The 24,494-nt window shown below is 63.1% G+C and carries 23 protein-coding genes and 1 pseudogene; 11 read left to right on the top strand and 13 right to left on the bottom strand.

Going from position 1 to position 24,494, the window contains the following annotated elements:
* The first annotated feature begins 347 nt into the window (after nucleotides 1-347).
* Nucleotides 348-611, top strand: coding sequence for a DUF1652 domain-containing protein (locus tag M1B34_RS02405; protein ID WP_123332917.1), 264 nt, complete (start codon nucleotides 348-350; stop codon nucleotides 609-611).
* A gap of 14 nt (nucleotides 612-625) precedes the next feature.
* On the opposite strand, the gene M1B34_RS02400 is transcribed toward M1B34_RS02405, so the two are convergent.
* The 11 genes from M1B34_RS02400 to M1B34_RS02355 all read right to left on the bottom strand — a co-directional run bounded on the left by M1B34_RS02400 (nucleotide 626) and on the right by M1B34_RS02355 (nucleotide 10,587).
* Nucleotides 626-1,024, bottom strand: a complete 399-nt coding sequence (locus M1B34_RS02400) for a hypothetical protein (protein ID WP_123332919.1) — start codon at nucleotides 1,022-1,024, stop codon at nucleotides 626-628.
* A gap of 138 nt (nucleotides 1,025-1,162) precedes the next feature.
* Nucleotides 1,163-1,426: a DUF2790 domain-containing protein gene (locus M1B34_RS02395; protein ID WP_268264357.1), complete on the bottom strand. Its 264-nt coding sequence runs from the start codon at nucleotides 1,424-1,426 to the stop codon at nucleotides 1,163-1,165.
* A gap of 222 nt (nucleotides 1,427-1,648) precedes the next feature.
* Nucleotides 1,649-1,774: a DUF2790 domain-containing protein gene (locus M1B34_RS33825; RefSeq protein WP_341870539.1), complete on the bottom strand. Its 126-nt coding sequence runs from the start codon at nucleotides 1,772-1,774 to the stop codon at nucleotides 1,649-1,651.
* Between the two features lie 5 nt (nucleotides 1,775-1,779).
* Nucleotides 1,780-1,911, bottom strand: a complete 132-nt coding sequence (locus tag M1B34_RS33820; protein ID WP_341870538.1) for a hypothetical protein — start codon at nucleotides 1,909-1,911, stop codon at nucleotides 1,780-1,782.
* Nucleotides 1,912-2,240: 329 nt separating this feature from the next.
* The gene (locus tag M1B34_RS02385; protein ID WP_268261534.1) at nucleotides 2,241-3,179 is read right to left on the bottom strand and encodes a carbohydrate kinase family protein; all 939 of its coding nucleotides are present in this window, start codon (nucleotides 3,177-3,179) and stop codon (nucleotides 2,241-2,243) included.
* 13 nt (nucleotides 3,180-3,192) lie between these two features.
* Nucleotides 3,193-4,689 (bottom strand): xylulokinase, encoded by a 1,497-nt coding sequence (gene xylB / locus M1B34_RS02380; protein ID WP_268264356.1) that lies wholly within the window; start codon nucleotides 4,687-4,689, stop codon nucleotides 3,193-3,195.
* Between the two features lie 34 nt (nucleotides 4,690-4,723).
* A complete protein-coding gene (locus M1B34_RS02375; protein WP_268264355.1) occupies nucleotides 4,724-6,205 on the bottom strand; it encodes a mannitol dehydrogenase family protein in 1,482 nt (493 codons plus the stop codon).
* An 18-nt stretch (nucleotides 6,206-6,223) separates the two neighbouring features.
* Nucleotides 6,224-7,327: an ABC transporter ATP-binding protein gene (locus M1B34_RS02370; protein WP_268264354.1), complete on the bottom strand. Its 1,104-nt coding sequence runs from the start codon at nucleotides 7,325-7,327 to the stop codon at nucleotides 6,224-6,226.
* A 42-nt stretch (nucleotides 7,328-7,369) separates the two neighbouring features.
* On the bottom strand, nucleotides 7,370-8,200 hold the full coding sequence (locus M1B34_RS02365; RefSeq protein WP_123332932.1) for a carbohydrate ABC transporter permease: 831 nt from the start codon (nucleotides 8,198-8,200) through the stop codon (nucleotides 7,370-7,372).
* 10 nt (nucleotides 8,201-8,210) lie between these two features.
* Nucleotides 8,211-9,137, bottom strand: coding sequence for a carbohydrate ABC transporter permease (locus M1B34_RS02360; protein ID WP_123334435.1), 927 nt, complete (start codon nucleotides 9,135-9,137; stop codon nucleotides 8,211-8,213).
* A 139-nt stretch (nucleotides 9,138-9,276) separates the two neighbouring features.
* The gene (locus tag M1B34_RS02355) at nucleotides 9,277-10,587 is read right to left on the bottom strand and encodes an ABC transporter substrate-binding protein (RefSeq protein WP_123332934.1); all 1,311 of its coding nucleotides are present in this window, start codon (nucleotides 10,585-10,587) and stop codon (nucleotides 9,277-9,279) included.
* Nucleotides 10,588-10,942: 355 nt separating this feature from the next.
* Here M1B34_RS02355 and M1B34_RS02350 point away from each other — a divergent pair, with 355 nt between their 5' ends.
* The 7 genes and pseudogenes from M1B34_RS02350 to M1B34_RS02320 form a co-directional block, all read left to right on the top strand.
* On the top strand, nucleotides 10,943-11,959 hold the full coding sequence (locus M1B34_RS02350) for an AraC family transcriptional regulator (RefSeq protein ID WP_268264353.1): 1,017 nt from the start codon (nucleotides 10,943-10,945) through the stop codon (nucleotides 11,957-11,959).
* 184 nt (nucleotides 11,960-12,143) lie between these two features.
* Nucleotides 12,144-13,808, top strand: coding sequence for an AMP-binding protein (locus M1B34_RS02345; RefSeq protein ID WP_268264352.1), 1,665 nt, complete (start codon nucleotides 12,144-12,146; stop codon nucleotides 13,806-13,808).
* A gap of 16 nt (nucleotides 13,809-13,824) precedes the next feature.
* Complete coding sequence (locus M1B34_RS02340; protein WP_123332940.1) at nucleotides 13,825-14,586, top strand: SDR family NAD(P)-dependent oxidoreductase; 762 nt, start codon at nucleotides 13,825-13,827, stop codon at nucleotides 14,584-14,586.
* Nucleotides 14,587-14,598: 12 nt separating this feature from the next.
* Nucleotides 14,599-15,792 (top strand): acetyl-CoA C-acyltransferase, encoded by a 1,194-nt coding sequence (locus M1B34_RS02335; RefSeq protein ID WP_268264351.1) that lies wholly within the window; start codon nucleotides 14,599-14,601, stop codon nucleotides 15,790-15,792.
* A gap of 9 nt (nucleotides 15,793-15,801) precedes the next feature.
* A complete protein-coding gene (locus M1B34_RS02330; RefSeq protein WP_268264350.1) occupies nucleotides 15,802-16,929 on the top strand; it encodes an acyl-CoA dehydrogenase in 1,128 nt (375 codons plus the stop codon).
* A gap of 14 nt (nucleotides 16,930-16,943) precedes the next feature.
* Nucleotides 16,944-17,717, top strand: coding sequence for an enoyl-CoA hydratase (locus M1B34_RS02325; protein WP_123332946.1), 774 nt, complete (start codon nucleotides 16,944-16,946; stop codon nucleotides 17,715-17,717).
* A gap of 231 nt (nucleotides 17,718-17,948) precedes the next feature.
* Nucleotides 17,949-19,382 (top strand): annotated as a pseudogene (locus M1B34_RS02320) (type VI lipase adapter Tla3 domain-containing protein); the annotation flags it as partial.
* 144 nt (nucleotides 19,383-19,526) lie between these two features.
* Here M1B34_RS02320 and M1B34_RS02315 read toward each other — a convergent pair.
* Nucleotides 19,527-20,678, bottom strand: coding sequence for an acyl-CoA dehydrogenase family protein (locus M1B34_RS02315; RefSeq protein WP_123332950.1), 1,152 nt, complete (start codon nucleotides 20,676-20,678; stop codon nucleotides 19,527-19,529).
* A gap of 3 nt (nucleotides 20,679-20,681) precedes the next feature.
* On the bottom strand, nucleotides 20,682-21,785 hold the full coding sequence (locus M1B34_RS02310) for an enoyl-CoA hydratase/isomerase family protein (RefSeq protein ID WP_268264349.1): 1,104 nt from the start codon (nucleotides 21,783-21,785) through the stop codon (nucleotides 20,682-20,684).
* A gap of 427 nt (nucleotides 21,786-22,212) precedes the next feature.
* Here M1B34_RS02310 and M1B34_RS02305 point away from each other — a divergent pair, with 427 nt between their 5' ends.
* From M1B34_RS02305 to M1B34_RS02295, 3 genes are all read left to right on the top strand, one after another.
* The gene (locus tag M1B34_RS02305; protein WP_268261500.1) at nucleotides 22,213-22,992 is read left to right on the top strand and encodes a transporter substrate-binding domain-containing protein; all 780 of its coding nucleotides are present in this window, start codon (nucleotides 22,213-22,215) and stop codon (nucleotides 22,990-22,992) included.
* A gap of 69 nt (nucleotides 22,993-23,061) precedes the next feature.
* The gene (locus M1B34_RS02300; RefSeq protein WP_268264348.1) at nucleotides 23,062-23,787 is read left to right on the top strand and encodes an ABC transporter permease; all 726 of its coding nucleotides are present in this window, start codon (nucleotides 23,062-23,064) and stop codon (nucleotides 23,785-23,787) included.
* A complete protein-coding gene (locus M1B34_RS02295) occupies nucleotides 23,784-24,494 on the top strand; it encodes an ABC transporter permease (protein WP_268261502.1) in 711 nt (236 codons plus the stop codon). Before M1B34_RS02300 ends, M1B34_RS02295 begins: the two co-directional genes overlap by 4 nt.

Below are 24,494 nucleotides of genomic sequence, written 5' to 3'. Positions count from 1 at the left end.
CTGGGCCAAACGTCCGTCGCCTGTGGGCACAGTTAATGCTCAGTGAACAGTGGAGCCCTGCATTTCGCAGCGTCGCGCAAAGCCCTTCAAGCGTCCAGCGAGCGGACAGGCCCAGCCCGTAACGGCCATCGATCAGTCACGACAAAAAGTGCGCAGCTCAGTGCGAAAAAGAATTTAGCGGTAGCGGGAAAGGGGCCTAGTCTTAGAGGTGGCCCGGTCTCCATGGAAGAAGCGAACCGGAGCCACCCGCTTTCGAACGCGCCCGTTCTCTAACTGAAAATCTGCACCGCACTGTTGTCGATTTGCCTTGAACGATTGGCCGCCTCAAATAAAAGGAGAGAGTCGCCATGTTTTTATCTGCCCTGGAACTACGCAACATCATTGAAAGCAGTTTTCTACCCAAACGTTGCCAATGCACCTTGAGCCCGGATTTGTCGATGACTGTGAAAGTCTTTGGCGACCATCAAACCGACCGGCTGGACCTTATGGTCACCGGTATTGACGCGTCCCGCCTCAGCGGCAGCCGCGCCATCAATGAACTGATTGCCGAATTGCGTTACGACCTGGCCCACAACCCCAGCCAGGACGTGCCCTTGAAACGGGCTTACTAGTCGCAGCGGGCGGTTCAGTCCCGCGCCGTCGCCCATTCGTCCCGCGTTCCCTTGGCCCGCAGAAACCCCAGGCCAAGGGCCGCTTCGACCACCACAGCCAGCAAAATGCCTGGCCCGGCATTGCCGTTCAGCCATTCCCCCAGGCCCAGCAGGGCCAAGCCGAAACACCCCACCATAAAACCACTGCTCAAGGCATTCCGGGCCACCCCGGCGGGTGCCGAGCGAGCGCTGAAGAACATCACCCCCAAGCCCAGGAACAGCACCGCACTGCGCCGTGCGACAAAACCGGTGGAGGCATAGAAGTCCACGCTGCAGAACGCCAGCAACCAGCGTGGCGCCAGCCCCCAGGCCAGGGCGAGGGCGAAACACAGCAGGGCGGTGAAGGTCGACAGGCGCCGAAACGATACGTGCATGGCCAATCCCTATGGCAGTTCGAGACAAGCGCCAGAGCATACGCCGGGCTCTGGCACAGGCATACCGCTGGATTGTCACAGCCTTGTCAGGAAATGGCGACGCAACGGCGCCGTCGCGCCGTTGGCGTTTTTTCCGGGTCAATCCTGGGTGGAGCAAGCATCCGAAAGCTTGCTGTAGCTGATGGTTTCCAGCCGGCCGGTCGGATCGACGAAGGCCATTTGCGCCGTGACCACTTTGCATTCCTGGGTTGCCGGTTCGCTCATCGATACCACTCGGACTACGTGCAACGGCATGCCGTAGTGATAAGGCACGGGGGCTGCCGAAGGGCTTTGGGCCAAGGCCAGGGTGCTGAAGGCGAGCAGGGCGCAGGCGCTGCCGATCAGTTTGATATACAGGTTCATGAGGGTTCTCCGGTAGGCAACGATCAACCGGGCCCATCGGGGCCCGGCCCGCCGCGGAGGTCATCAGAATATTCTGAGCGAGCGCGGTCCATCACACTCTTGGACGCAGGCATTAACCGACGATTAAGCACGGGTTGATGATGCCCACTGGACGACGAAGTGCCGGCTGGCCGGGCGCAATAGGCTCGTGTTGGCCATCGGTCAGCCGTCCGCGAAGCGATTTCAATTCTGCTGGTGACAGGCGTCGGCCAGCTTGCGATAGGAAATGTGTTGGCGATCGCCCGCCGTGTCGATGTATTCCATGTGAGCGGTGATCACCTCGCAGTGGCGGGTGTCCTGCTCGCTCATGGAAATCACCTTGTCGATCTGCAACGCATGCCGTAGTGATAAGGCACTGGCTCCAGCGGCTGGACATCCGCCAGGGCCAGTTGGCTGAAGCCGGTGAGGGCCATGGCCCCCGTGATCATGATGTGGCGCAGTTTCATACGTACTCTCCGATACCGATTGAATCCGGCCCAGTCGCTGACGGGGCCGAGCGGCCAGCACCGTCGTCGAGACAGTGAGTGGCGCGGTCCGGGGCACTATTGGTTTTTTCGATTAACCGACGATTAATGGTTGATTCGCTGTATGAGGGGCCAGGGAACGGTCGAAATTGGCTCGGGGAAGAGGCCTGGTGGTTCGCTGAGAGCCCCGTTTTTCCGGGGCTGCGCAAGACAAAGAGCTGATGTTGATTGCCTTCAATACAGCGGATTTCCCGAGGTTGGGGGCAACCCCGGGTCATGCAGCGTTACAACTTCGTGGTTATTTGTGCTGTTCAGCGTAACTGCTGACGATAGGGCAAGTCCGGCCCGGTCTTGCCGCAGGTCAGCGCGGCGGCGGCCACGGCGAACTGCAGTTGGGCGTCGATCTGTTCCCGGCTCAAGCTCTGCAGGCCCTCGATGGAGTCCAGACCCTGCTCGGTGAGCCAGGCGATCAGCGCGGCCTGGAAGGTGTCGCCCGCGCCCACGGTGTCGGCAATGGTTACCTTGCGCGCTGGCACCGACCAGCTGCCATGGGCCCGGCTGAACACCGTGGCGCCCAGGCCGCCCCGGGTCAGGAACACCAATTGGCAACGCTGCTGCAACCAGCCGCCAATCACGCTTTCGACCGCTTGCCCGGGGTAGAGCAGGCTCAGGTCCTCATCGCTGACCTTGATCAGGTCGGCATAGGCCACCAGTTCGCCGATCCGTTGCCGCCACAGGTGGATATCCGGCTGGGGGTTGAGCCGCACGTTGGGGTCGAGGCTGATCAGGCGCTGCCCAGCCTCGCGCTGGACCAGGGCCAGCAAGGTGTCGGCGATGGGTTGCACCACCAGGGAAAACGAGCCGACATGCAGCCCGCGGACCTCAGGGCCCAGGGTCGGCAGATGCTCCCGTTGCAGTTGCCGGTCGGCGCAGCCTTCGCCGCGGAAACTGTAATGGGGCGATCCGTCGGCACCCACGGCCACCATGGCCAGGGTGGTGGGCGCGCTGAAGGTCCACAGGTAGTCATTGCGCACGCCTTCGTCCTGCAACACCTGGCGCAGGCGAGCGCCGAGAAAGTCTTCGGACAGCCCGGCGAACAGGCCAGCGTCCACCCCCAGGCGCCGCAGGCCCACGGCCACGTTGAACGGCGAACCGCCGGCAATCGCCCGGTAATTAACCTTGGCCGCCTGGGGGATTGCCTCTTCACTGCTGAAAAAATCGAACAGCGCCTCACCACACACCAGATACATAGTCATTCGCTCTTCAAAGGGTTGCGACATGTTGTCGATAACGTTCATACGCCGTTTGATAGGCCGCCACATTGGCCGCGATCGGCCGGGTCAGGCTGGCCGGGTCGAGGCTGACGCAGCGCTCGCACAGGGTTTCCAGGCTCAAGGCCTGTCCGCTGTGGCGGGCCTGGCACCAGGCGGCCTGGATCGCCGCGCCGAGGGCGGCGGCCTCGCTGTGTTCGGTGCAGACCACCTCGGTGTGCATGATATCGGCGACCATCTGTCGCCACAGCGGACTTTTCGAGCCGCCGCCGATCAAGCGGATGCTGCGGCTCTGCAAACCGTTTTCCCGTAGCAGGTCCAGGCCGTAACGCAGGCCGAAGGTGGTACCCTCGACCGCCGCCCGGCACAGGTTGGCCCGGGTCAGGTTGTCCAGGGTCAGGCCCAGCAGACTGCCGGTGGCATGGGGCAGGGCGGGCACCCGTTCGCCATTGAGGAAGGGCAGCATGCACACGCCGTCGGCGCCGATGGGGGCGGTGGCCAACAGTTGATTGAAGGCCGCCAGGTCGAGGTCGAACAGCTCGCGCACCAGGGTCGTGACATTGGTCAGGTTCATGGTGCAGATCAGTGGCAGCCAGCCGCCGCTGGACGAGCAGAACGTCGCCACCGCGCCCTGGGAGCTGACCCGCGGCGCAGTGTCGAAGGCGTAGACCGTGCCCGAGGAACCCAGGCTCATGGTGATCACACCCGGCTGGATATTGCCGGTGCCGATGGCCCCCATCATGTTGTCGCCGCCCCCGCTGGCCACCAGTGCCTGGGGGTTGAGGCCCAACAGTTGGGCGATTTCCGGCCGTACTGTACCCACGGCCTGATCGGCTTCCAGCAACGGCGGCAGCGCGGCCACCAGGCGGCCGCTGGGGTCGATGTGTTGCAGCAGCGCCAGGTCCCACTGCCGGCTGCGCACATTGAAATAACCGCTGCCCGAGGCGTCGCCGTATTCGCTGCAGGCGCGGCCCGTGAGCCAGAAATTCAAATAGTCATGGGGCAGCAGGATGTGCGCGATACGCGCGAAGACCTCGGGGTGCTGCTCCCGGGTCCAGAGCAGTTTCGACAGGGTATAGCCTGGCGCGATCACCACCCCAAGGCGCTCCAGGGAGCCGGGCTCGCCCCCCAGGTCATCCAACAAACGCTGGTTCTGTTCGCTGGACTCGGTGTCACACCAGAGCTTGGCCGGGCGCAGCACCCGGCCTTGTTCGTCCAGCAGCACCAGGCCGTGCTGCTGCCCGGAGACGCCGATGCCGAGGATCTCCTGGCCGCTGACGCCGGCGGCTTGCAGGGCCTGGGCCGTGGCGCTGGCAAAGGCCTGCAGCCACTCTTCTGTGTCCTGTTCGCGACGGCCATTGGCGCCGCTGATCAGGCTGTGGGGCGCCGCGCCCTGGCCCAGCACCCGGCCATTGGCGGGGTCGAGGATCAGCGCCTTGGTGCCTTGAGTGCCGCAGTCGATACCAAGAAACAACCCGTGTGTACTCATGGCACCTCCTGCCCACAATGCCCGTGCCGGCCGCTCACTGGGGGCGCGCCAGCAGCCGCTCCAGGGTCCCGCTCACGCCATGCTCGCGCAGGCTGGCCAGGCAGCGCTCGAACGCGGCGACAAATGCAGGCGACTGCACAAGGGCGGTGCCGAAAATCTCTTCCACCCCCAGCAGGCGCTGGGTCAGCAGTTGATCGTCGGCCACCAGCGCCTGGCAGAACTCGGCCCGCGGGTCAGGGATGCTGTAGTGCTGGCCTTGTTCGTCCACGCCCTTGAGGTACAGGGCCCAGGCCGCCACGACGAGAGCTGCGCGCTCGGTGTCGCGGCCGTCCGCAATCAGGCGGTTGAGGGTCGGCACGGTGAACTTGGGAAACTTCGACGAACCGTCGGAACAGACCCGCTCCAACTGGTCGGCAATCGCCTGGTTGGAAAAACGCTGGACCAGGGTGTTCTTGTAGTCCGTCAGGTCGATGCCCGGCACCGGCGCCAGTTGCGGGGTCACGTCGAGGTCCATGTAGGCGCGCATATAGGCGACAAACAGCGGGTCGTTCATGGTCTCGTGGACAAACCGGTAGCCCTTGAGAAACCCCAGGTAGGTCAGGGCCAGGTGGCTGCCGTTGAGCAGTTTGATCTTCATCTCTTCATAGGGCGTGACGTCATCGGTGAACTGCACGCCGACTCGCTCCCAGGCCGGGCGACCGCTGACGAATTTGTCCTCCAGTACCCATTGCACAAAGGGTTCGCAGACCACCGGCCAGGCGTCGTCGATGCCGTGCTGGTCGTGCAGTTGCAGGCGATGGGCGCCACTGGTCATAGGGGTGATGCGGTCGACCATGGCATTGGGAAAGCTCACATGGGCGGCGATCCAATCGTGCAGGTCGGCGTCGCGCCGGGCAGCGAAAGCCAGCAGCGCCTTGCGGGTCACCGCGCCGTTGTGCGGCAGGTTATCGCAGGACATCAGGGTAAAGGCCGGGGTCCCGGCGGCCCGGCGTTTAGCCAGTGCCGCGCAGAGAAAGCCGAACACCGTCTGCGGCTGGTTGGGGTGGGCCAGGTCATGCTGGATCTGCGGCAGGTGGGCCATGAACTCGCCCGTGCTGTCGTCGATGCAGTAGCCACCCTCGGTGATGGTCAGGGAGACGATGCGGATCTGCGGGCTGGCCAGCTTGTCGATCAGCGCCTGGGCGCCGTCGGCCGCCAGCAGCATGTCGCGGATGGCGCCGATCACCCGAACCTCGGTGTCATCGCCGTCGCCCAGTTCAAACAGGGTGAACAGGTGGTCCTGGCCGGCCAGGTCGTCCCGGGCGCGGCGGTCCTCGGCGCGCAGGCCGATGCCGCAGATGCTCCAGTCCAGGCCTTCGCCGGTGTTCATCAGCGCGTCGGTGTAATAGGCCTGGTGCGCCCGGTGGAACCCGCCGACGCCGATGTGGGCGATGCCTTGTCGGGTATCGGCCAGGGCGTAGGCGGGCACTTTGACTTCAGGGGCCAGGTGGCTGAGGGTGCGTTGGTTCAATTTCATCGTCAGGGCTCTCGACAATCAGGCGGCGGCGCGCAGGGGCCGAGCCACCGCCACGCCGTCGGCATCGAATAAATGGCAGTGGGCGGCGTCCAGGTGCAGGTTCAACTGTTCACCGTAGCGGCTGGCCAAGTCACCGCGGATACGCAGGGTCAGGGCCTCGCCGGAGGCGGTGCGCACGTGGCAGAAGGTGTCGCTGCCCAGGCGCTCGCTGACGTCCGCGGTGACCGACAGGGTGCATTGCCCGGGCGTGGCCAGTTCCAGGTGTTCGGGGCGGATGCCCAGGGTCACCGGGCTGCCGACACTCAGGCTGGCGCCGCTTTGTTCCAGGCGGATACGGGTGCCGGCATCCAGCTCCACTTCGCAGCCCTGGCTGTCCACCCGGCTGACCTTGCCGCTGAGGAAGCCCATTTTCGGCGTACCGAGAAAGCCCGCGACAAACAGGTTGGCCGGGCGGTGGTAAAGCTCCAGCGGCGAACCCACTTGCTCCACACGGCCGCCATTGAGCACCACCACCTTGTCCGCCAGGGTCATGGCCTCCACCTGATCGTGGGTCACGTAGATCATGGTGGCCTGCAGCTCCTTGTGCAGGCGTGCCAGCTCCAGGCGCATCTGCACCCGCAAGGCGGCGTCGAGGTTGGACAGCGGCTCGTCGAAGAGGAAAATTTTAGGGTTACGCACAATGGCCCGGCCGATGGCCACGCGCTGGCGCTGGCCGCCGGACAATTGCTTGGGCTTGCGCTCCAGCATGGGCCCCAGTTCCAGTATCCGTGCCGCCTCGTTGACCTTTTTCTCCACCTCGGCCTTGGCCACGCCGGCCAGGTCCAGGGCAAAGGACATGTTCTTGCGCACACTCATATGCGGGTACAGGGCATAGGTCTGGAACACCATCGCCAGGTCGCGCTTGGCCGGGCTGACTTCAGTGATGTCGCGGCCGTCCAGCTCGATGGTGCCGCCGCTGACTTCTTCCAGCCCGGCAATCAGCCGTAACAGGGTCGACTTGCCGCAGCCCGAAGGGCCGACGAACACCACGAACTCTTTGTCATTCACCTCAAGGTCGATGCCCTTGATGATGGAAAAACCCTCGAAGCCTTTTTGCAGATTCTTGATTTTCAGGTTGGCCATGATGGGCCTCCACTTGTCTTATTCAGGTTGAACCCGGCGGGTTCACTTCACCGCGCCAAACGACAGCCCGCGCACCAGCTGTTTCTGGCTGATCCAGCCAAAAATCAGGATGGGCGCGCAGGCCAGGGTCGAGACCGCCGACAACTTGGCCCAGAACAGCCCCTCGGGGCTGGAGTAGGACGCCACCAGGGCGGTCAACGGCGCGGCATTGGCCGACGTCAGGTTCAGCGACCAGAAGGCCTCGTTCCAGCACAGGATCAGCGACAGCAGCACGGTGGAGGCCAGCCCGCCCTTGGCGATCGGCAGCAGCACCCGAACCATTTCCTGCCACAGGGTGGCGCCGTCCAGGCGTGCGGCCTCGAGGATGTCCCGGGGGATGTCCTTGAAGTAGGTGTAAATCATCCACACCACGATGGGCAGGTTGATCAGGGTGTAAATCACGATCAGCGCCAGGCGCGTGTCCAGCAGGCCGAAGCTCTTGGCCAGCAGGTAGATGGGCATCAGTACCCCCACCGGCGGCAGCATCTTGGTGGAGAGCATCCACAGCAGGGTGCGCTTGGTGTTGCGGGTTTCATAAAAGGCCATGGAGTAGGCCGCCGGCACCGCAATCAGCAGGCTCAGGGCGGTGGCGCTGAACGAGATCACCACCGAGTTCCAGGCAAAGCTGGTGTAGTTACTGCGCTCGTTGATGTGCAGGTAGTTCTCCAGGGTCGGGCTGAAGATGAACTGCGGCGGTGTGGCGAAGGCGTCGATTTCGCTCTTGAAGCTGGTCAGCACCATCCAGAAGATCGGGAAGAAAATCAGGATCGCGATGGCCCAGGCCAGGGTGCCCAGCAGCAGGCTCTGCAGGCGTCGGGATTGTTGAAGCGTCATGGGGCGCACCTCAAGGCTGGTCAGTCAGGTTTTTGCCGATCATCCGCACCAGGATGATTGCCGCGATGTTGGCGATCACCACGGCGATCAACCCGCCGGCCGAAGCCATGCCGACGTCGAACTGCACCAGCGCCTGGTTGTAGATCAGGTAGGCGAGGTTGGTCGAGGCGTAGCCGGGGCCGCCGTTGGTGGTGGTGAAAATCTCGGCGAACACCGACAGCAGGAAGATGGTTTCAATCATCACCACCACGGCGATGGGGCGGGCCAGGTGGGGCAGGGTCAGGTGCCAGAAGATCGCTATGGGCCCGGCACCGTCCAGGCGCGCGGCTTCCTTCTGTTCCTGGTCCAGGGACTGCATGGCGGTCATCAGGATCAGGATCGCGAAGGGCAGCCATTGCCAGGACACAATGATGATGATCGACAGCAGCGGGTAATGTGCCAGCCAGTCCACCGGCTCGGCGCCAAAGAGCTTCCACACGGCGGCGAGAATCCCCGACACCGGATGGAATATCAGGTTCTTCCAGATCAGCGCGCCCACCGTGGGCATGATGAAAAACGGCGAGATCAGCAGCACCCGCACGATGCCCCGACCGAGGAATTCGCTGGCCTCCAGCAAGGCACTGATCAGTACCCCGAACACCACGCTGATCAGCAGCACGCTGCCCACCAGCAACAGGGTATTGGTGGCGCCGGGGAGGAACCCGGAGTCGGTGAGGAAGTAACTGAAGTTCTCCAGGCCGACGAATTCATTTTCACCGGGGTAGAGCAGGTTGTAGCGAATCAGCGAGAAGTACAGGGTCATGCCCAGGGGCACGATCATCCACAGCAGCAACAGGGCCACCGAGGGGCTGACCAGGAACCAGCCGGGGTTGGCCAGGCGACTTTTACGCGCCTTCTCCGGGGCAGTTGTTTGCACATGGGCAGTGGAAGTATTCATGGTGATCAGGACCATTCAGAGACAAGTTCGAGCGCGACAAGCCCACCCGTTAGGGCCGGTTGGCCGGCGATAAGCCCCGGGGTTTCAATGCAAGGTTTGGGGACCGATCGCCGGCAAGCCAGCGCCTGCAATAGCAGGGTTACTTGGGGTAGCCCGCACGCTTCATTTCACGCTCGGTGGTGGTCTGGGCGGCGGTCAGGGCCTGGTCCACCGTCTGCTGGCCGGTCAAGGCGCCGGAGAAGAACTTGCCCACCTGGGTGCCGATGGCCTGGAACTCGGGAATGGTCACCAACTGGATACCGATGTAAGGCACCGGCTTGAGGGTGGGTTGGGTCGGGTCTGCGACTTTCAGTGATTCCAGGGTCACCTTGGCGAAGGGCGCGGCCTTCATGTACTCATCGCTGTAGGTGGATGTGCGGGTGCCGGGCGGCACGTTGGCGATGCCGTCGGTCTTGGCCACCAACTGGCTGTATTCCTTGGAGGTTGCCCAACTGGTGAAGACCTTGGCCGCGTCTTTGGCCTTGGAGCTGGTGGGGATGGCCAGGCTCCAGGAGTACAACCACGAGGTGCCTTTGTCGGTCTTCTCGTGGGGGGCGAAGGTGAAGCCCACGTGGTCGGCGACCTTGCTCTGGGTCTTGTCGGTGACGAACGAGCCGGCCACGCTGGCATCGACCCAGATCGCGCACTTGCCGCTGTTGAACAGCGCTAGGTTTTCGTTGAAACCGTTGCTGGAGGCACCCGGCGGGCCGGATTTCTTCATGTTGTCGACGTAGAAGGTCAGCGCTTCTTTCCACTCGGGGCCGTTGAATTCCGGCTGCCACTTCTCATCGAACCAGCGTGCACCGTAGCCGTTGGCCAAGGTGGTGATCAGCGCCATGTTCTCGCCCCAGCCGGCCTTGCCGCGCAGGCACAGGCCATATTGCTCTTTGCTCTTGTCGGTGAGTTTTTCCGCGAATTCGCCAATCTGGCTCCAGGTCGGGTGCTCGGGCATGCTCAGCCCGGCGTTCTTGAACAGGTCGCTGCGGTAATAGGTGATGGAGCTTTCAGCGTAGAACGGCAGGGCATACAGCGAGCCCTTCACAGACAGCCCGTCACGCACCGAGGGAAACACATCCTCCAGGTCGTAGGACGCCGGCAAGTCCTTCATCGGTTCCAGCCAGCCCTTGGCGCCCCAGAGTGCGGCTTCGTACATGCCGATGGTGAGCACGTCGAACTGCCCGCCCTGGGTGGCGATGTCGGTGGTCAGGCGTTGGCGCAGGACGTTTTCTTCCAGTACCACCCAATTCAGCTTGATGTCCGGGTGCTCGGCCTCGAAGGTCTTCGAGAGCTTTTGCATGCGGATCATGTCGCTGTTGTTGACGGTGGCGATGGTCAGGGTTTGCGCGCCGAGGCTGACGCCGCTGAAGGTGATGCAGGTGGTGACGAGCAGGGCTTTTACGCTGGGTTTCATCGTGCACTCCTCTTCCGGGCCCAGGGGGCGACAGAAGGACGGTTATTGTTTTTGTGTCTTCCGGAGGTAGGAAGAATGTGCGCTGATTACAGACCTCAAAACGCGGCCTGACAAATCATCCGTGACACTTGATCCGATACTTTTTTGCACTCATAGCGCCGGGGCCCATTCCGAAGATTGTCTGTCTGACGCGGCTCGGCCAGAGAAAACTCGGGCTTGGGGGCGAAAAATCCGTATTGGTTTAGGTCCGATTCCTTGAGCCAATAGGACAGGGGAAAAAGCCCACTGGATTTTTCCCCGGCACTGCCTAAGATGGCCCACCAGACCACTGATGCGCAGGACGTACTGAACCTCGATGTCGGAAAAAGACACCATCTCCATGCACCTGGTCCGCGAAGCACTGCTGCAAAGCTGTGCCCCGGGCGCGGCCAGCGATGAAGTGCTGCACAAGGTCGGGATCGACCCGGCCTGGCTGCAGCAGGGCGACGTGCGGGTGCCGGCCACGGCCTATGCGCGGCTCTGGCGGCTGCTGGCTCGGCGCCTGGACGACGAGTTTTTCGGCATGGACCCGCGCCGCCTGAAGTCCGGCAGCCTGGCGTTTCTGTGTCGTTCGTCCATGGCCCAACCGGACGTGGCGTCGGCCCTGGAGTCGGGGTTGGGGTTTCTCTCGCTGATGTTCGAGCGCCTGCCGGCACAGCTGGTGCGCCAGCAGAGCCTGGCGGAAATTGTCTTGCTGGAAGAACACCCCGAGCCCTGCCGGGCGTTTACCTACTTCACCTACTGGATGATCGTCCACGGCGTGGCCTGCTGGCTGGCGGGGCGGCGCATTCCGATCCTGGCCATCGAGCTGCGCGGGCCCCAGCCGGACTTCTGCGACGATTACCGGGTGATGTTTTCCGAGAACCTACGCTTTGACCGGCCGCGCACTCGAATGATCATCGCCGCCGATTGCCTGGACATGCCGGTCAAGCGCAGCCCGGAAGAGCTCAAGCGTTTCCTGGCCCAGGCACCGGCCAATATCCTGGTCAAATACCGCGACCCGGAGAGCCTGGCCAGCCGCATCAAACACGACCTGCGCCAATTGCCGGCCGAGCACTGGCCGGAATCCGAGAGCCTGGCCCAGCGCCTGTGCATGTCGGCCTCGACCCTGCGCCGGCGCCTGGCGGAGGAGGGCCAGAGCTACCAGGGCCTCAAGGACAGCGTGCGCAAGGAGCTGGCGATTGTCTGGCTGGCGGAACCGCACATCAGTTTTGCCGAGATCGCCACGCGCCTGGGGTTTGCCGATACCAGCTCGTTCTACAAGGCCTTTCGCAAGTGGTCAGGCTCCAACCCCGGGCATTACCGCAGCCTGATCCTCAACGACCCCGAGTAAGGCCGATGCTCATCGCCGGCCAGCCGGCGGCCATATGCAGGCAGCGCGAGCCACGGCGTGACCATGGCCAAACCGGTCACGCAACTTGAAAACTTTGACCATTGCCGCGCCAGGCGTCTAGCGCCAGTATTTCCCCGGTTTCATGAGGTTCCCATCCTAATAAGAACAGTGAGGGATTCTGGCGATGCGCGACTATCTGTCTGCTACCACCCAGTTCGATTTTCAACACACCGTCGACGCCGCCCTGAGTGGCAACCTGTCGGCGCTCAATGCCTGTGTCGAATGCTGTGACCGTCATGCCTTGCCAGGGCGCATCGCGCTGTTCTGGGAAGGCCGCGACGGCAGCAGCGCCACTTACACCTTCAGTGAACTGCAGGATAAAGCCGCGCGCTTTGCCAACTTCCTGCTGGCCCAAGGGGTGCAAAAGGGCGACAAGGTTGCCGGCCTGTTGCCACGCAACGTTGAACTGTTGATCACCGTGCTCGCCACCTGGCGCATCGGCGCGGTCTACCAGCCGCTGTTTACCGCTTTCGGCCCCAAGGCCATCGAGCACCGCCTGGGCAGCTCCGGGGCCAAGCTGGTGGTCAGCGATGCAGTCAACCGCCCGAAACTCAATGAAGTGGCCGACTGCCCGGTCATCGTCACCGTCGGTGGCGCCAAGGGCCAGGGCATCGTCCGTGGCGACTTCAGCTTCTGGGCCGAACTGGCCAACCATTCCAACGACTGTGAACCGGTGCTGCTCAGCGGCGAAGACCCGTTCCTGTTGATGTTCACCTCGGGCACCACCGGCCCTTCGAAAGCCCTGGCAGTGCCCCTCAAGGCCGTGGTGGCCTTCCAGAGTTACACCCGTGACGCCGTGGACCTGCGCCCCGAAGACGCGTTCTGGAACGTCGCCGACCCGGGCTGGGCCTACGGTATCTACTTCGGCGTCACCGGGCCCCTGGGCCTGGGCCACCCGATCACCTTCTACGATGGCCCTTTCACCCTGGAAAGCACCTGCCGGGTGATCAACAAGTACGGGATCAGCAACCTCACCGGTTCGCCCACCGCTTACCGTTTGCTGATCGCCGGTGGCGATGAGTTCGCCCGCTCGATCAAGGGCAAGCTGCGCATTGTCAGCAGCGCCGGCGAGCCGCTGAACCCGGAAGTGATCCGCTGGTTCGCCGACAACCTCGGCGTGGTCATCCACGACCATTACGGCCAGACCGAACTGGGCATGGTGCTGTGCAACCACCACGGCCTGGAGCATCCGGTGCACGTGGGCAGCGCCGGCTTTGCCTCGCCTGGCCATCGCATCGTGGTGCTGGATGAGCAGTACCAGGAACTGCCGGCCGGGCAGCCGGGGATCCTTGCCATCGACCGCAAGCAATCGCCGATGTGCTGGTTCAATGGCTATGAAGGGGCGCCGACCAAAGCCTTCGTCGGCGACTACTACCTCAGCGGCGACACCGTGGAATTGAACCCCGACGGCAGCATCAGCTTTGTCGGTCGCAGCGATGATGTCATCACCACCTCCGGCTACCGCGTGGGGCCGTTCGACGTCGAAAGTGCGCTGATCGAACACCCCGCGGTGATCGAGACGGCCGTGATCGGCAAGCCCGACCCGGAGCGTACCGAACTGGTGAAAGCCTTTGTCGTGCTCAGCGCTCAGTACCGTGCCTCGCCGGAACTGGCCGAAGAGCTGCGCCAGCACGTGCGCAAGCGCTTGGCGGCGCACTCGTACCCCCGTGAAATCGAATTTGTCAGTGAATTGCCGAAAACCCCTAGCGGCAAATTGCAGCGCTTTATCTTGCGCAACCAGGAAATCGCCAAGGCTCAAGAGGCCGCGGCACACAAGGCTTCAGCTTGAATCCAAGGAATCCGTGATGCAGATCGAAAACAAGGTATTTATCGTCAGTGGCGGTGCGTCGGGCCTGGGCGCCGCCAGCGCTGAAATGCTCGTGGCGGCCGGCGCCAAGGTGATGCTGGTGGACCTCAATGCCGAGGCCGTGGCGGCCAAGGCGCAACAGTTGGGTTGCCAGAGTGTGGTGGCTGATATCAGCCAGGAAGCAGCGGCCGAAGCGGCGGTGCAGGCGACGCTCACGGCTTTTGGCGGCCTGCACGGGCTGGTCAACTGCGCGGGCATCGTGCGCGGCGAGAAAATCCTCGGCAAGCAGGGCCCTCACGGCCTGGCCAGCTTCAGCCAGGTGATCAACGTCAACCTGATCGGCAGCTTCAACCTGCTGCGCCTGGCCGCCGCGGCCATTGCCGAGGGCCAGGCCGATGCCGGTGGCGAGCGCGGGGTGATCATCAATACCGCCTCGGCTGCCGCCTTCGACGGGCAGATCGGTCAGGCGGCCTATGCGGCCTCCAAAGGTGCCATCGCCAGCCTGACCTTGCCCGCTGCCCGGGAACTGGCGCGCTTCGGCATCCGGGTGATGACCATCGCCCCGGGCATTTTCGAAACCCCGATGATGGCCGGCATGACCGATGACGTTCGCGCCGGTCTGGCCGCTGGCGTGCCGTTCCCGCCGCGCCTGGGCAAACCTGCCGAGTACGCGTCGCTGGTGCGGCATATCATCGAAAACAGCATGCTCAACGGCGAGGTGATCCGTCTCGACGGTGCCTTGCGCATGGCCGCCAAGTAAGGAGGATTCATCATGTCCATTGCCCACGATCCGATTGTTATCGTCAGCGCCGTCCGCACCCCCATGGGCGGTTTCCAGGGGGACCTGAAAAGCCTAAGCGCCCCGCAATTGGGGGCCGAAGCCATTCGCGCCGCCGTGCAGCGTGCCGGGATCAGCGCCGACGGAGTGCAAGAAGTGCTGTTTGGCTGCGTGCTGTCCGCCGGTCTCGGCCAGGCCCCGGCCCGTCAGGCGGCCCTGGGCGCCGGGCTGGATAAAGGCACCCGCTGCACCACCCTGAACAAAATGTGCGGCTCGGGGATGGAAGCCACCATCCTGGCCCATGACATGCTTCTGGCCGGCAGCGCCGAGGTGGTGGTGGCCGGTGGCATGGAAAGCATGTCCAACGCCCCGTACCTGCTGGACCGCGCCCGCAGCGGCTACCGCATGGGCCATGGCCGGGTCCTGGACCACATGTTCCTCGACGGCCTGGAAGACGCCTACGACAAGGGCCGCCTGATGGGCACCTTTGCCGAGGATTGTGCCGAAGCCCATGGCTTTACCCGGGACGCCCAGGATGCCTTTGCCGTGGCCTCCCTGACCCGCGCCCAACAGGCGATCAAGGACGGTCTGTTCAAGGACGAGATCGTCCCGCTGCAGGTGACGGTCGGCAAGGAATCCCGGCTGATCAGCGACGATGAGCAGCCGCCCAAGGCCAAGCTGGACAAGATCGCCAGCCTCAAGCCGGCGTTCCGCGAAGGCGGCACGGTGACGGCGGCCAACTCCAGTTCCATTTCCGATGGCGCCGCCGCCCTGGTGCTGATGCGCCGCAGTGAAGCGCAAAAGCGCGGTCTCAAGCCCTTGGCGGTGATCCACGGTCACGCGGCGTTCGCCGATACCCCGGGGCTGTTCCCGGTGGCTCCGGTGGGCGCCGTGCAAAAATTGTTGAGTAAAACCGGTTGGTCCCTGGACGACGTGGACCTGTTTGAAATCAACGAAGCCTTCGCCGTGGTCAGCCTGGTGAGCATGAGCAAGCTGGAAATCCCCCACGCCAAGGTCAACGTCCACGGCGGTGCCTGTGCCCTGGGCCACCCCATTGGCGCGTCCGGCGCACGAATTCTGGTGACCTTGCTCTCGGCCCTGCGCCAGCGCGGCGAAAAACGTGGCATCGCTGCCATCTGCATCGGTGGCGGCGAAGCCACTGCCATGGCCGTTGAATGCCTGTACTGAGGAGTTGCCATGCTGCCCAATGACGAACAATTGCAGATCAGCGACGCCGCCCGGCAGTTTGCCCAGGAGCGGTTGAAGCCCTTTGCCGCCGAGTGGGACCGGGAACACCGGTTTCCCAAGGAGGCCATCGCCGAGATGGCCGAAATGGGCTTCTTCGGCATGTTGGTGCCGGAGCAGTGGGGCGGTTGCGACACCGGTTACCTGGCTTACGCCATGGCTCTGGAAGAAGTGGCGGCGGGTGACGGGGCCTGCTCCACCATCATGAGCGTGCACAACTCGGTGGGCTGTGTGCCGATCCTCACGTTCGGCAACGACGCGCAGAAAGAGCGCTTTCTCACGCCCCTGGCCAGCGGTGCCATGCTCGGCGCCTTTGCCCTCACCGAACCCCAGGCCGGCTCCGACGCCAGCAGCCTGAACACTCGGGCCCGTCGGGACGGCGATCACTACGTGCTCAATGGCTGCAAGCAGTTCATCACCTCCGGGCAGAACGCCGGGGTGGTGATTGTCTTTGCGGTGACCGACCCGAGTGCCGGCAAGCGCGGCATCAGTGCCTTTATCGTGCCCACCGACTCACCGGGCTACAGCGTGGCCCGGGTCGAGGACAAGCTCGGCCAGCATGCGTCCGACACCTGCCAGATCCTTTTTCAAGACCTGCGGGTGCCGGTCGCCAATCGCCTGGGCGAGGAGGGTGAAGGCTACAAGATCGCCCTGGCCAACCTTGAAGGCGGCCGCGTCGGCATCGCCTCGCAGTCGGTGGGCATGGCCCGTGCGGCGTTCGAGGCGGCCCGGGATTACGCCCGGGAGCGGCAAAGCTTCGGCAAACCGATCATCGAACACCAGGCCGTGGCGTTCCGTCTGGCCGACATGGCCACCCAGATCGCCGTGGCCCGGCAGATGGTGCACTATGCGGCGGCGCTGCGTGACAGCGGCAAGCCGGCACTGGTGGAAGCGTCCATGGCCAAGCTGTTCGCTTCGGAAATGGCCGAGAAAGTCTGTTCCGCAGCATTGCAAACCCTGGGTGGTTACGGTTACCTGAGCGACTTTCCCGTGGAGCGCATCTATCGCGACGTGCGGGTTTGCCAGATCTACGAAGGCACCAGCGACATTCAACGGCTGGTCATTTCGCGCAATCTTTGAGAAGGAGCTGCTACATGAGTTACGAAACCATCGTGCTGGAGATCAAGGACCGAGTCGGCCTGATCACCCTCAATCGCCCTCAGGCCTTGAACGCCCTCAACGCGCAGATCGTCAGCGAGTTGAACCAGGCCTTGGACCGCCTGGAAGCCGACCCGAAAATCGGCTGCATCGTCCTCACCGGTTCAAAAAAAGCCTTTGCCGCCGGCGCCGACATCAAGGAAATGGCCGAGCTGACCTACCCGCAGATCTACCTCGACGACCTGTTCAGCGACAGCGACCGCGTGGCCAACCGTCGCAAGCCGATCATTGCTGCGGTCAACGGTTTTGCCCTGGGTGGCGGCTGTGAACTGGCGCTGATGTGCGACTTCATCCTGGCCGGTGACAACGCCAAGTTCGGCCAGCCGGAAATCAACCTCGGCGTGCTGCCGGGCATGGGCGGTACCCAACGCCTGACCCGCGCCGTGGGCAAGGCCAAAGCCATGGAAATGTGCCTGACCGGGCGTTTTATCGATGCCGTGGAAGCGGAACGTTGCGGCATCGTCGCACGCATCGTGCCGGCCGATGAACTGCTGGACGAAGCCCTGAAGGTCGCCACCCTGATCGCCGGCAAGTCGATCCCGGTGAGCATGATGATCAAGGAAAGCGTGAACCGCGCCTTTGAAGTCAGCCTGTCGGAAGGCGTGCGCTTCGAGCGCCGGGTATTCCACGCGGCTTTCGCTACCCACGACCAGAAAGAAGGCATGGCCGCTTTTATCGCCAAACGCGACGCCCACTTCAAAGACCAATAACCCCATGCCCACGGTAGGCGCTGGCGGGCCAGCGATCGCCATTTCAAGGGCGCCGTCCAGCCTGTTCCTGCAGAGACAAAAAATCGCAGCGTGAGCTGCGATTTTTTTTGCCTCGGCTGCACCTATGGCCGCACGGAGCCCTGTAGTCTGGGCACCTTTTATGGCTGATCTGTAACGGCAACTGACTGCCGTCGTGTCGAAGACCCGAGTCAAAGGGAGTGGACTGTTCTGATGCACCGCATACTGTTGTTTATTGGCTGCTTGCCGCTACTCAGCCACTGGGTTCAGGCCGCTGAGCCGCCCCTGAATTCGGGTCGTTGCTTTGCCAGTGCCGCCACGCCCGTGACGGCCTATACCTCAGCCAGGAAGGCGTCCGCCATGACCGTTGACCCTCGCTACCGAGCACCCACTGCTTCGCCTCGATTGGAAACCCTGGATGTGCTCAGTATCGGCCTGAGCCTGGATGTCTTTCGGCAGGGGCAGGTTTGGCAGGCGTTGCAGGAACAGAGTGGCAAGCAGGCACAAGCCCGGCAGGTAGGCAGCATCCTGCCCATGGACCCGCAGAAATACCCTCAGACCGCTGATGACAAGGACATGGCCTATGAAAAACGCCAAGCAGACGCATTGGAGTTGGGGTTAAGGGACTTTCTGGAGAAGTGGCCGATTCCCACGATAACGGTGGTTCGAGGGTGGGACCCTCAAGCCCCGAACCTGCGCTTTGCGCCTGAAAGAACGCGAAACAGTTTGTCTGTCATGGTCAATCACCTGCGACCAACTGCCGGGCTCCATTGGCATCGTATTCGTAATCTTCAGGACGGCATCCTGTGCACCGACACCCCGGAAGGGTTGATAGAAAACCTGTTCCAGCTGTTCGAACGTTACCCTGACCTGCCGGCTGTTTTGGTGTACGTCAAAGAAGGCTTCAGCATGTCGTACGCACTCTCCGCCAGAGGGGCTCCTCTGATCGGGGGGCCAGGGCCGCGTAAACCAGGCGAACTCACCGACTCGATGGTCGCGTTGGTCGTAGGCCGTCCCGAGCGTGTCGAGTGGCTGCGCTATTACGCCCCCTTCACCCAGGTCAACAAGAACAAAATCGATCCCGAATTCACCGGTTGGGGCTGGCGCAAACCTGCTGTCGAGTTTCAGCCGTCGGAGTTCATCCCGCAGCCCTGGACCGAGCGCGCCTTTGAGCAATGGGACGCCTTGCCGGTACTGGCCAGGATTCATCGCCCGGTCACGGTTTCCCTGCTGCGACCCGACAACGGCGAGCGCCTGAAACACGAAGCCGTGACCGCACAACTGGCCGCTGGTTGGAAAAAAGCCACGGATGCCGTTGCGCCGGCACCGGCCCGGGTGTTTTACGACGGCGGCCCGAACAGCACGCCACTGGCCGAGTTGGTTCCCGCTCTCGGCGTCGCCCATGTCTCCCTGGACCTGCTCAATTCCGGCCAGAGCTACGACCTCAGCCAACGCCTGGGCGATACCGGCGCCGCTTCACCGTTCGTGGGCATTGCGCTGGCCACCATGGCCAGCTACCAGAATGCCGACACCAGTGTGGTGATGCCCCTGCGTCGCAAGAGCCAAGCGACGATCATCAGCGTGACCTCGCCAACCCCGGGTAAAAAGCCCGTGGGCAGTCAGCACTTTGCGGTGAAGTTACAGCCATAAATCGCCGCTCCCTGCCAAACGGGGCTGTGTAGGAGCTGGCTTGCCAGCGATGGCGTCCCTAAGTGCGACACCAGGCTCAGAGGCTTCATCGCCGGCAAGCCGGTTCCTACGGGTAGCCGTACGCAAATAAAGCGATCTTCATCACAGCTGGTAGTGCTTCAACTCTCGGGCAATCAGCAGGCGCTGAATTTCGCTCGATCCTTCATAGATCTGGGTGATCCGTGCGTCGCGGTAGTAGCGCTCCACCGGATAGTCTTCCAGGTAGCCATAACCCCCATGGATCTGCATCGCCGAGGAGCAGACCTTCTCGGCCATTTCCGAGGCGAACAGCTTGGCCTGGGAGGCTTCCGACAGGCACGGCTTGCCAGCGCTGCGCAGGCGTGCGGCGTGGAGGATCAGCAAGCGCGCGGCGTTGAGCCGGGTGTGCATATCCGCCAGCAGGTTGGCAATGCTCTGGTGCTCGATGATTGGCTTGTCGAACTGCACTCGCTCGCGAGAGTAGGCCAGGGCCGCTTCAAAGGCCGCGCGGGCGATGCCCAGGGCCTGGGCGGCGATGCCGATGCGCCCGCCTTCCAGGTTGGACAGGGCAATGGCCAGGCCCTTGCCGCGCTCACCCAACAGGTTGGCCTCGGGAATGCTGCACTGGTTGAGGGTCACGGCGCAGGTGTCGGAGGCGCGAATGCCCATCTTGTGTTCAGTACGGTCGACGATAAACCCGGGCGTGTCGGTGGGCACCAGGAACGCCGACAGGCCTTTCTTGCCCAGCTCCGGGTCGGTCACGGCGAATACGATGGCCAGCTTGGCGCGCTTGCCGTTGCTTACAAACTGTTTGGCGCCGTTTAGCACCCAATGACCGTCCCGCAACTCGGCGCGGGTGCGTAGGTTGTGGGCTTCGGAGCCCGCCTGGGGTTCGGTCAGGCAGAAGCAGCCGATGGCGGCGCCGCTGGCCAATTGCGGCAGCCATTCCTGCTTTTGCGCCTCGGTGCCGTAGTTGAGAATCGGCCCGCAGCCCACGGAGTTGTGGATGCTCATCAAGGCCCCGGTGGCACCGTCACCGGCGGAGATTTCCTCCACCGCCAGGGCGTAGGCGACGTAATCCATGTAGGTGCCGCCCCATTCCTCGGGCACCACCATGCCCAGCAGGCCCAATTCACCCATCTTTGCCACCAGGCCATCGTCGATCCAGCCGGCTTTTTCCCAGGCTTGGGCGTGGGGGGCGATTTCGCCTCGGGCAAAATCCCGGGCCATGTCGCGGATCATTACCTGTTCTTCGGTCAACTCGATATCGTGCATGGCTCAGCTCCCGCTGTGGTCGAAGCCGCTGAAGAAACTCGCCACGTGCCCGGCATCCAGGGCCGGCAACGTGGGCGGATTCCAGCGCGGGGTCTTGTCTTTGTCGATGATCAGGGCGCGCACGCCCTCCATCAGGTCGCCACGCTCGAACCATTGGCGGTCCAGGTGCAGCTCCAGGGCGAAGCATTGTTCCAGGCTCAACTGGCGACCGCGCCGCAGCATTTCCAGGGTCACGGCCATGGCCAGGGGCGAGCGGGTCTGCAGCAGGTCGGCGGTGCCGATGGCCCACTCACGGCTGTCGCCCAGGCTCACGGCACGCAATTGCTCAACGATGCTTGGCACATCGGGCAGCGCGAAGAAGTGATCGATGGCCGGGCGCAGTTCGGCAAGGGGCGCGTCGGGCAGGTGTTGCACTCCCAGCTTGGCCAAGACGCCCTGCAGATCCTTGAGGGGCGCATCGCCCCATTTCAGGCCGTCCAGGCGCTGGTCCAGCAAGGCCAGTTTGTCGCTGTCCAGGTACCAATCGGCGAGGCCGCAGTACAGGGCGTCAGCGGCGCGGATCTGCACACCGCTGACCCCCAGGTAAATGCCCAGCTCGCCGGGTACCCGGGGCAGAAAGTAACTGCCGCCCACATCCGGGAAATAACCGATGGCCACTTCCGGCATCGCCAGGCGGCTGCGTTCAGTGACCACCCGCAGGTCGGCGCCTTGCACCAAGCCCATGCCGCCGCCAAGGACAAAACCGTCCATCAGTGCCAGCACCGGCTTGCGGTAATGGTGCAGGGTCAGGTCGAGGGCGTATTCCTCGACGAAGAAGTCTTCGTGCAGGGTCTGGCCGTTCTTGAAACTGTCGTACAGCGAGCGAATGTCGCCACCGGCGCAAAACGCCTTCTCGCCGGCGCCGCGCAGCACCACGGCATGCACGTGCGGGTCCAGGGCCCAGGCGTCGAGCTGGCGTTGCAAGCTGCGCACCATAGGCAGGGTAATGGCATTGAGACCGGCGGGGCGGTTGAGGGTCAGGTGACCGATGTGGTTGCGGACCTCCACCAGCACATCGTCGTCGGCGGTGCGGGTGGCTGTCGCTGGGGATGAAACCTGAGCAGTCATCACTAACTCCCTGCTTTTATTGTTCTTTATGGAAAAGCTCGCGCGCGAACCTGGCCGGATCGTAACAGTGCAAATTTGTCCCTTACAACCCCGAAACCTGCAGGTCGGCTGTGCATTTTTGCATGGTCGGCACGGGTAAAGCGTAGCGCTTGCTCGCTCCAGGCCCTGTTTCAGACGCCTGACGACAGAATCGGCTGCCGAGGAGCCGTTATCAGCCGATCCGGGCTGTTTCGGCGGCTGCTTACGACACCTGAGGGGGGGCGTCTGTTGGCATTCTGGCACCGCGTTGCAAGGCGCATGCAACGTGCTCTGAACCTAACAAGAACCCTGTTGCGGCCAAAGCCGCATGAACTCTCTGCCCCTGTCAAAAGTGCGGCCGGGCCCTTGGGCCAGTCGCTATAACTCCAAATAATCCGGGACTCTGAAGATGAATAATAAATGGCTGGCTTTGCCGGTAATGGCGTTGGCGTTGTGCTCCCAAGGCGCTGTCGCCAAGGAGTGGAAGGAAATCCGTTTTGGCGTCAACCCCAGCTACCCGCCTTTTGAATCCACCACCGCCGATGGTGGCGTGCAAGGGTTTGGCGTGGACTTGGGCAATGCCATCTGCGTCGAGCTCAAGGTCAAGTGCGTGTGGGTCAGCAATGACTTCGACGGCCTGATCCCTGCACTCAAGGCCGGCAAGTTCGACGCCATCGAATCCTCGATGACCGTCACCGACGCGCGCAAAAAACAGATCGACTTCACCGACCGCCTGTACGCCGGCCCGACCGCCATCGTCACTCGCAAGGATTCGGGCCTGGAGCCCACCGGTGAGTCCCTCAAGGGCAAGACCATCGGCTACATGCAAGGCACCATCCAGGAAACCTACGCCAAGGCCAAACTGGGCCCGGCCGGGGTCAAGCTGCGGGCCTACCAGAACCAGGATCAGGTTTACGCCGACCTGGTCTACGGGCGCCTCGACGCCTCGATCCAGGACAAGCTGCAAGCGCAGATGAGCTTCCTCACCTCGCCACAAGGCGCGGATTTCCAGAACAGCCAGGGCATCAGTGACCCGCTGGTACCGTCGGAAATCGCCATTGGCATCCGCAAGGACCAGGACGAGCTCAAAGGCATGCTCAATGCCGCCATCAAGGCCCTGCACGAGAAGGGCATCTACGCACAGATCCAGCAGAAACACTTCGGCGATCTGGACCTCTACAACAACTGATGCCCGACGCCGCCCCTGGATCGCTCGACGATCCAGGGTTTGGTGTGCGGCGCATTCAAGGTGATTGGCGTGAATACCTTCCTCAATTTTATCGGCCTGGACCTCTCGGTCTTGCAAGGCTATGGCCCGCTGTTGCTGCACGGAACCTGGGTCACCCTGAAACTCTCGGCCCTGTCACTGCTGGTGAGCATGCTCCTGGGCCTGCTGGGGGCGGCCGCCAAGCTGTCGCCGTTGCGCCTGCTGAACCTGCCCGCGACCTTCTACACCACGCTGATTCGCGGGGTGCCGGACCTGGTGCTGATGCTGCTGATTTTTTACAGCCTGCAAGGCTGGCTGAGCAGCTTCACCGAGTTCATGGGCTGGCCCTTCATGGAAATCGACCCTTTTGTGGCGGGGGTCATCACCTTGGGTTTTATCTACGGTGCCTATTTCACCGAAACCTTCCGTGGCGCCATCCTCAGTGTGCCCCGGGGTCAGCAGGAAGCCGCGGCGGCCTTCGGCCTCAATCGCTGGCAGCGCTTTCGCTTCGTGGTCTTCCCGCAAATGATGCGCTTTGCCTTGCCGAGCCTGGGCAACAACTGGCTGGTGCTGCTCAAGGCCACGGCGCTGGTGTCGATCATCGGCCTGTCGGACCTGGTCAAAGTGGCCCAGGAAGCCGGCAAGAGCACCTTCAACATGCTGGATTTCCTGTTGCTGGCCGGCGCCCTGTACCTGCTGATTACCAGTGCGTCGAACTACGGGCTGCGACGGCTTGAACGGCGTTACAACCAAGGTGTGCGAGGACTGTCGCGATGATCGAATTGATTCAGGAATACTGGCGTCCCTTTCTGTTCAGCGACGGCGAAAGCCTGACCGGGCTGGCCATGACCTTGTGGCTGCTGGTGGCGAGCATCGTCCTGGGGTTCTTCCTCTCGTTGCCCCTGGCGATCATGCGCACCTCGCGCTGGGCCCTGGTGCGCTGGCCGGTGCAGCTGTTCACCTACGTGTTTCGTGGCACGCCGCTGTATATCCAGTTGCTGATTTGCTACAGCGGCCTCTACGGCATGGCGGCGATCCGTTCTCAGCCGCTGCTGGAAGCCTTTTTCCGCGATGCGATGAACTGCACCTTGCTGGCCTTCACCCTCAATACCTGCGCTTACACGGTGGAGATTTTTGCCGGGGCCATCCGCAGTATTCCCTACGGTGAAATCGAAGCCGCCCATGCCTACGGTCTGAGTGGCTGGCGCCTGTACTGGCGGTTGATCCTGCCGTCGGCCTTGCGCCGGGCGCTGCCGTTCTACAGCAATGAAGTGATCCTCATGCTGCACGCCACCTCCGTGGCCTTCACCGCGACCATTCCCGACATCCTCAAGGTGGCGCGGGACGCCAATGCCGCGACCTTCATGACCTTCCAGGCGTTCGGCATCGCCGGGCTGCTCTACCTCGGGCTGTCCTTCGCCCTGGTCGGCGGCTTTCGTCTGGCGGAGCGGCGCTGGCTGAGCTTCCTCGGGCCTGCCCACTGA

Origin of the sequence: Pseudomonas morbosilactucae (genome assembly GCF_023241715.1) — a bacterium.
In the GTDB taxonomy this organism is placed as follows: domain Bacteria; phylum Pseudomonadota; class Gammaproteobacteria; order Pseudomonadales; family Pseudomonadaceae; genus Aquipseudomonas; species Aquipseudomonas morbosilactucae.
This window is presented reverse-complemented; position numbering and strand designations above follow the sequence as displayed.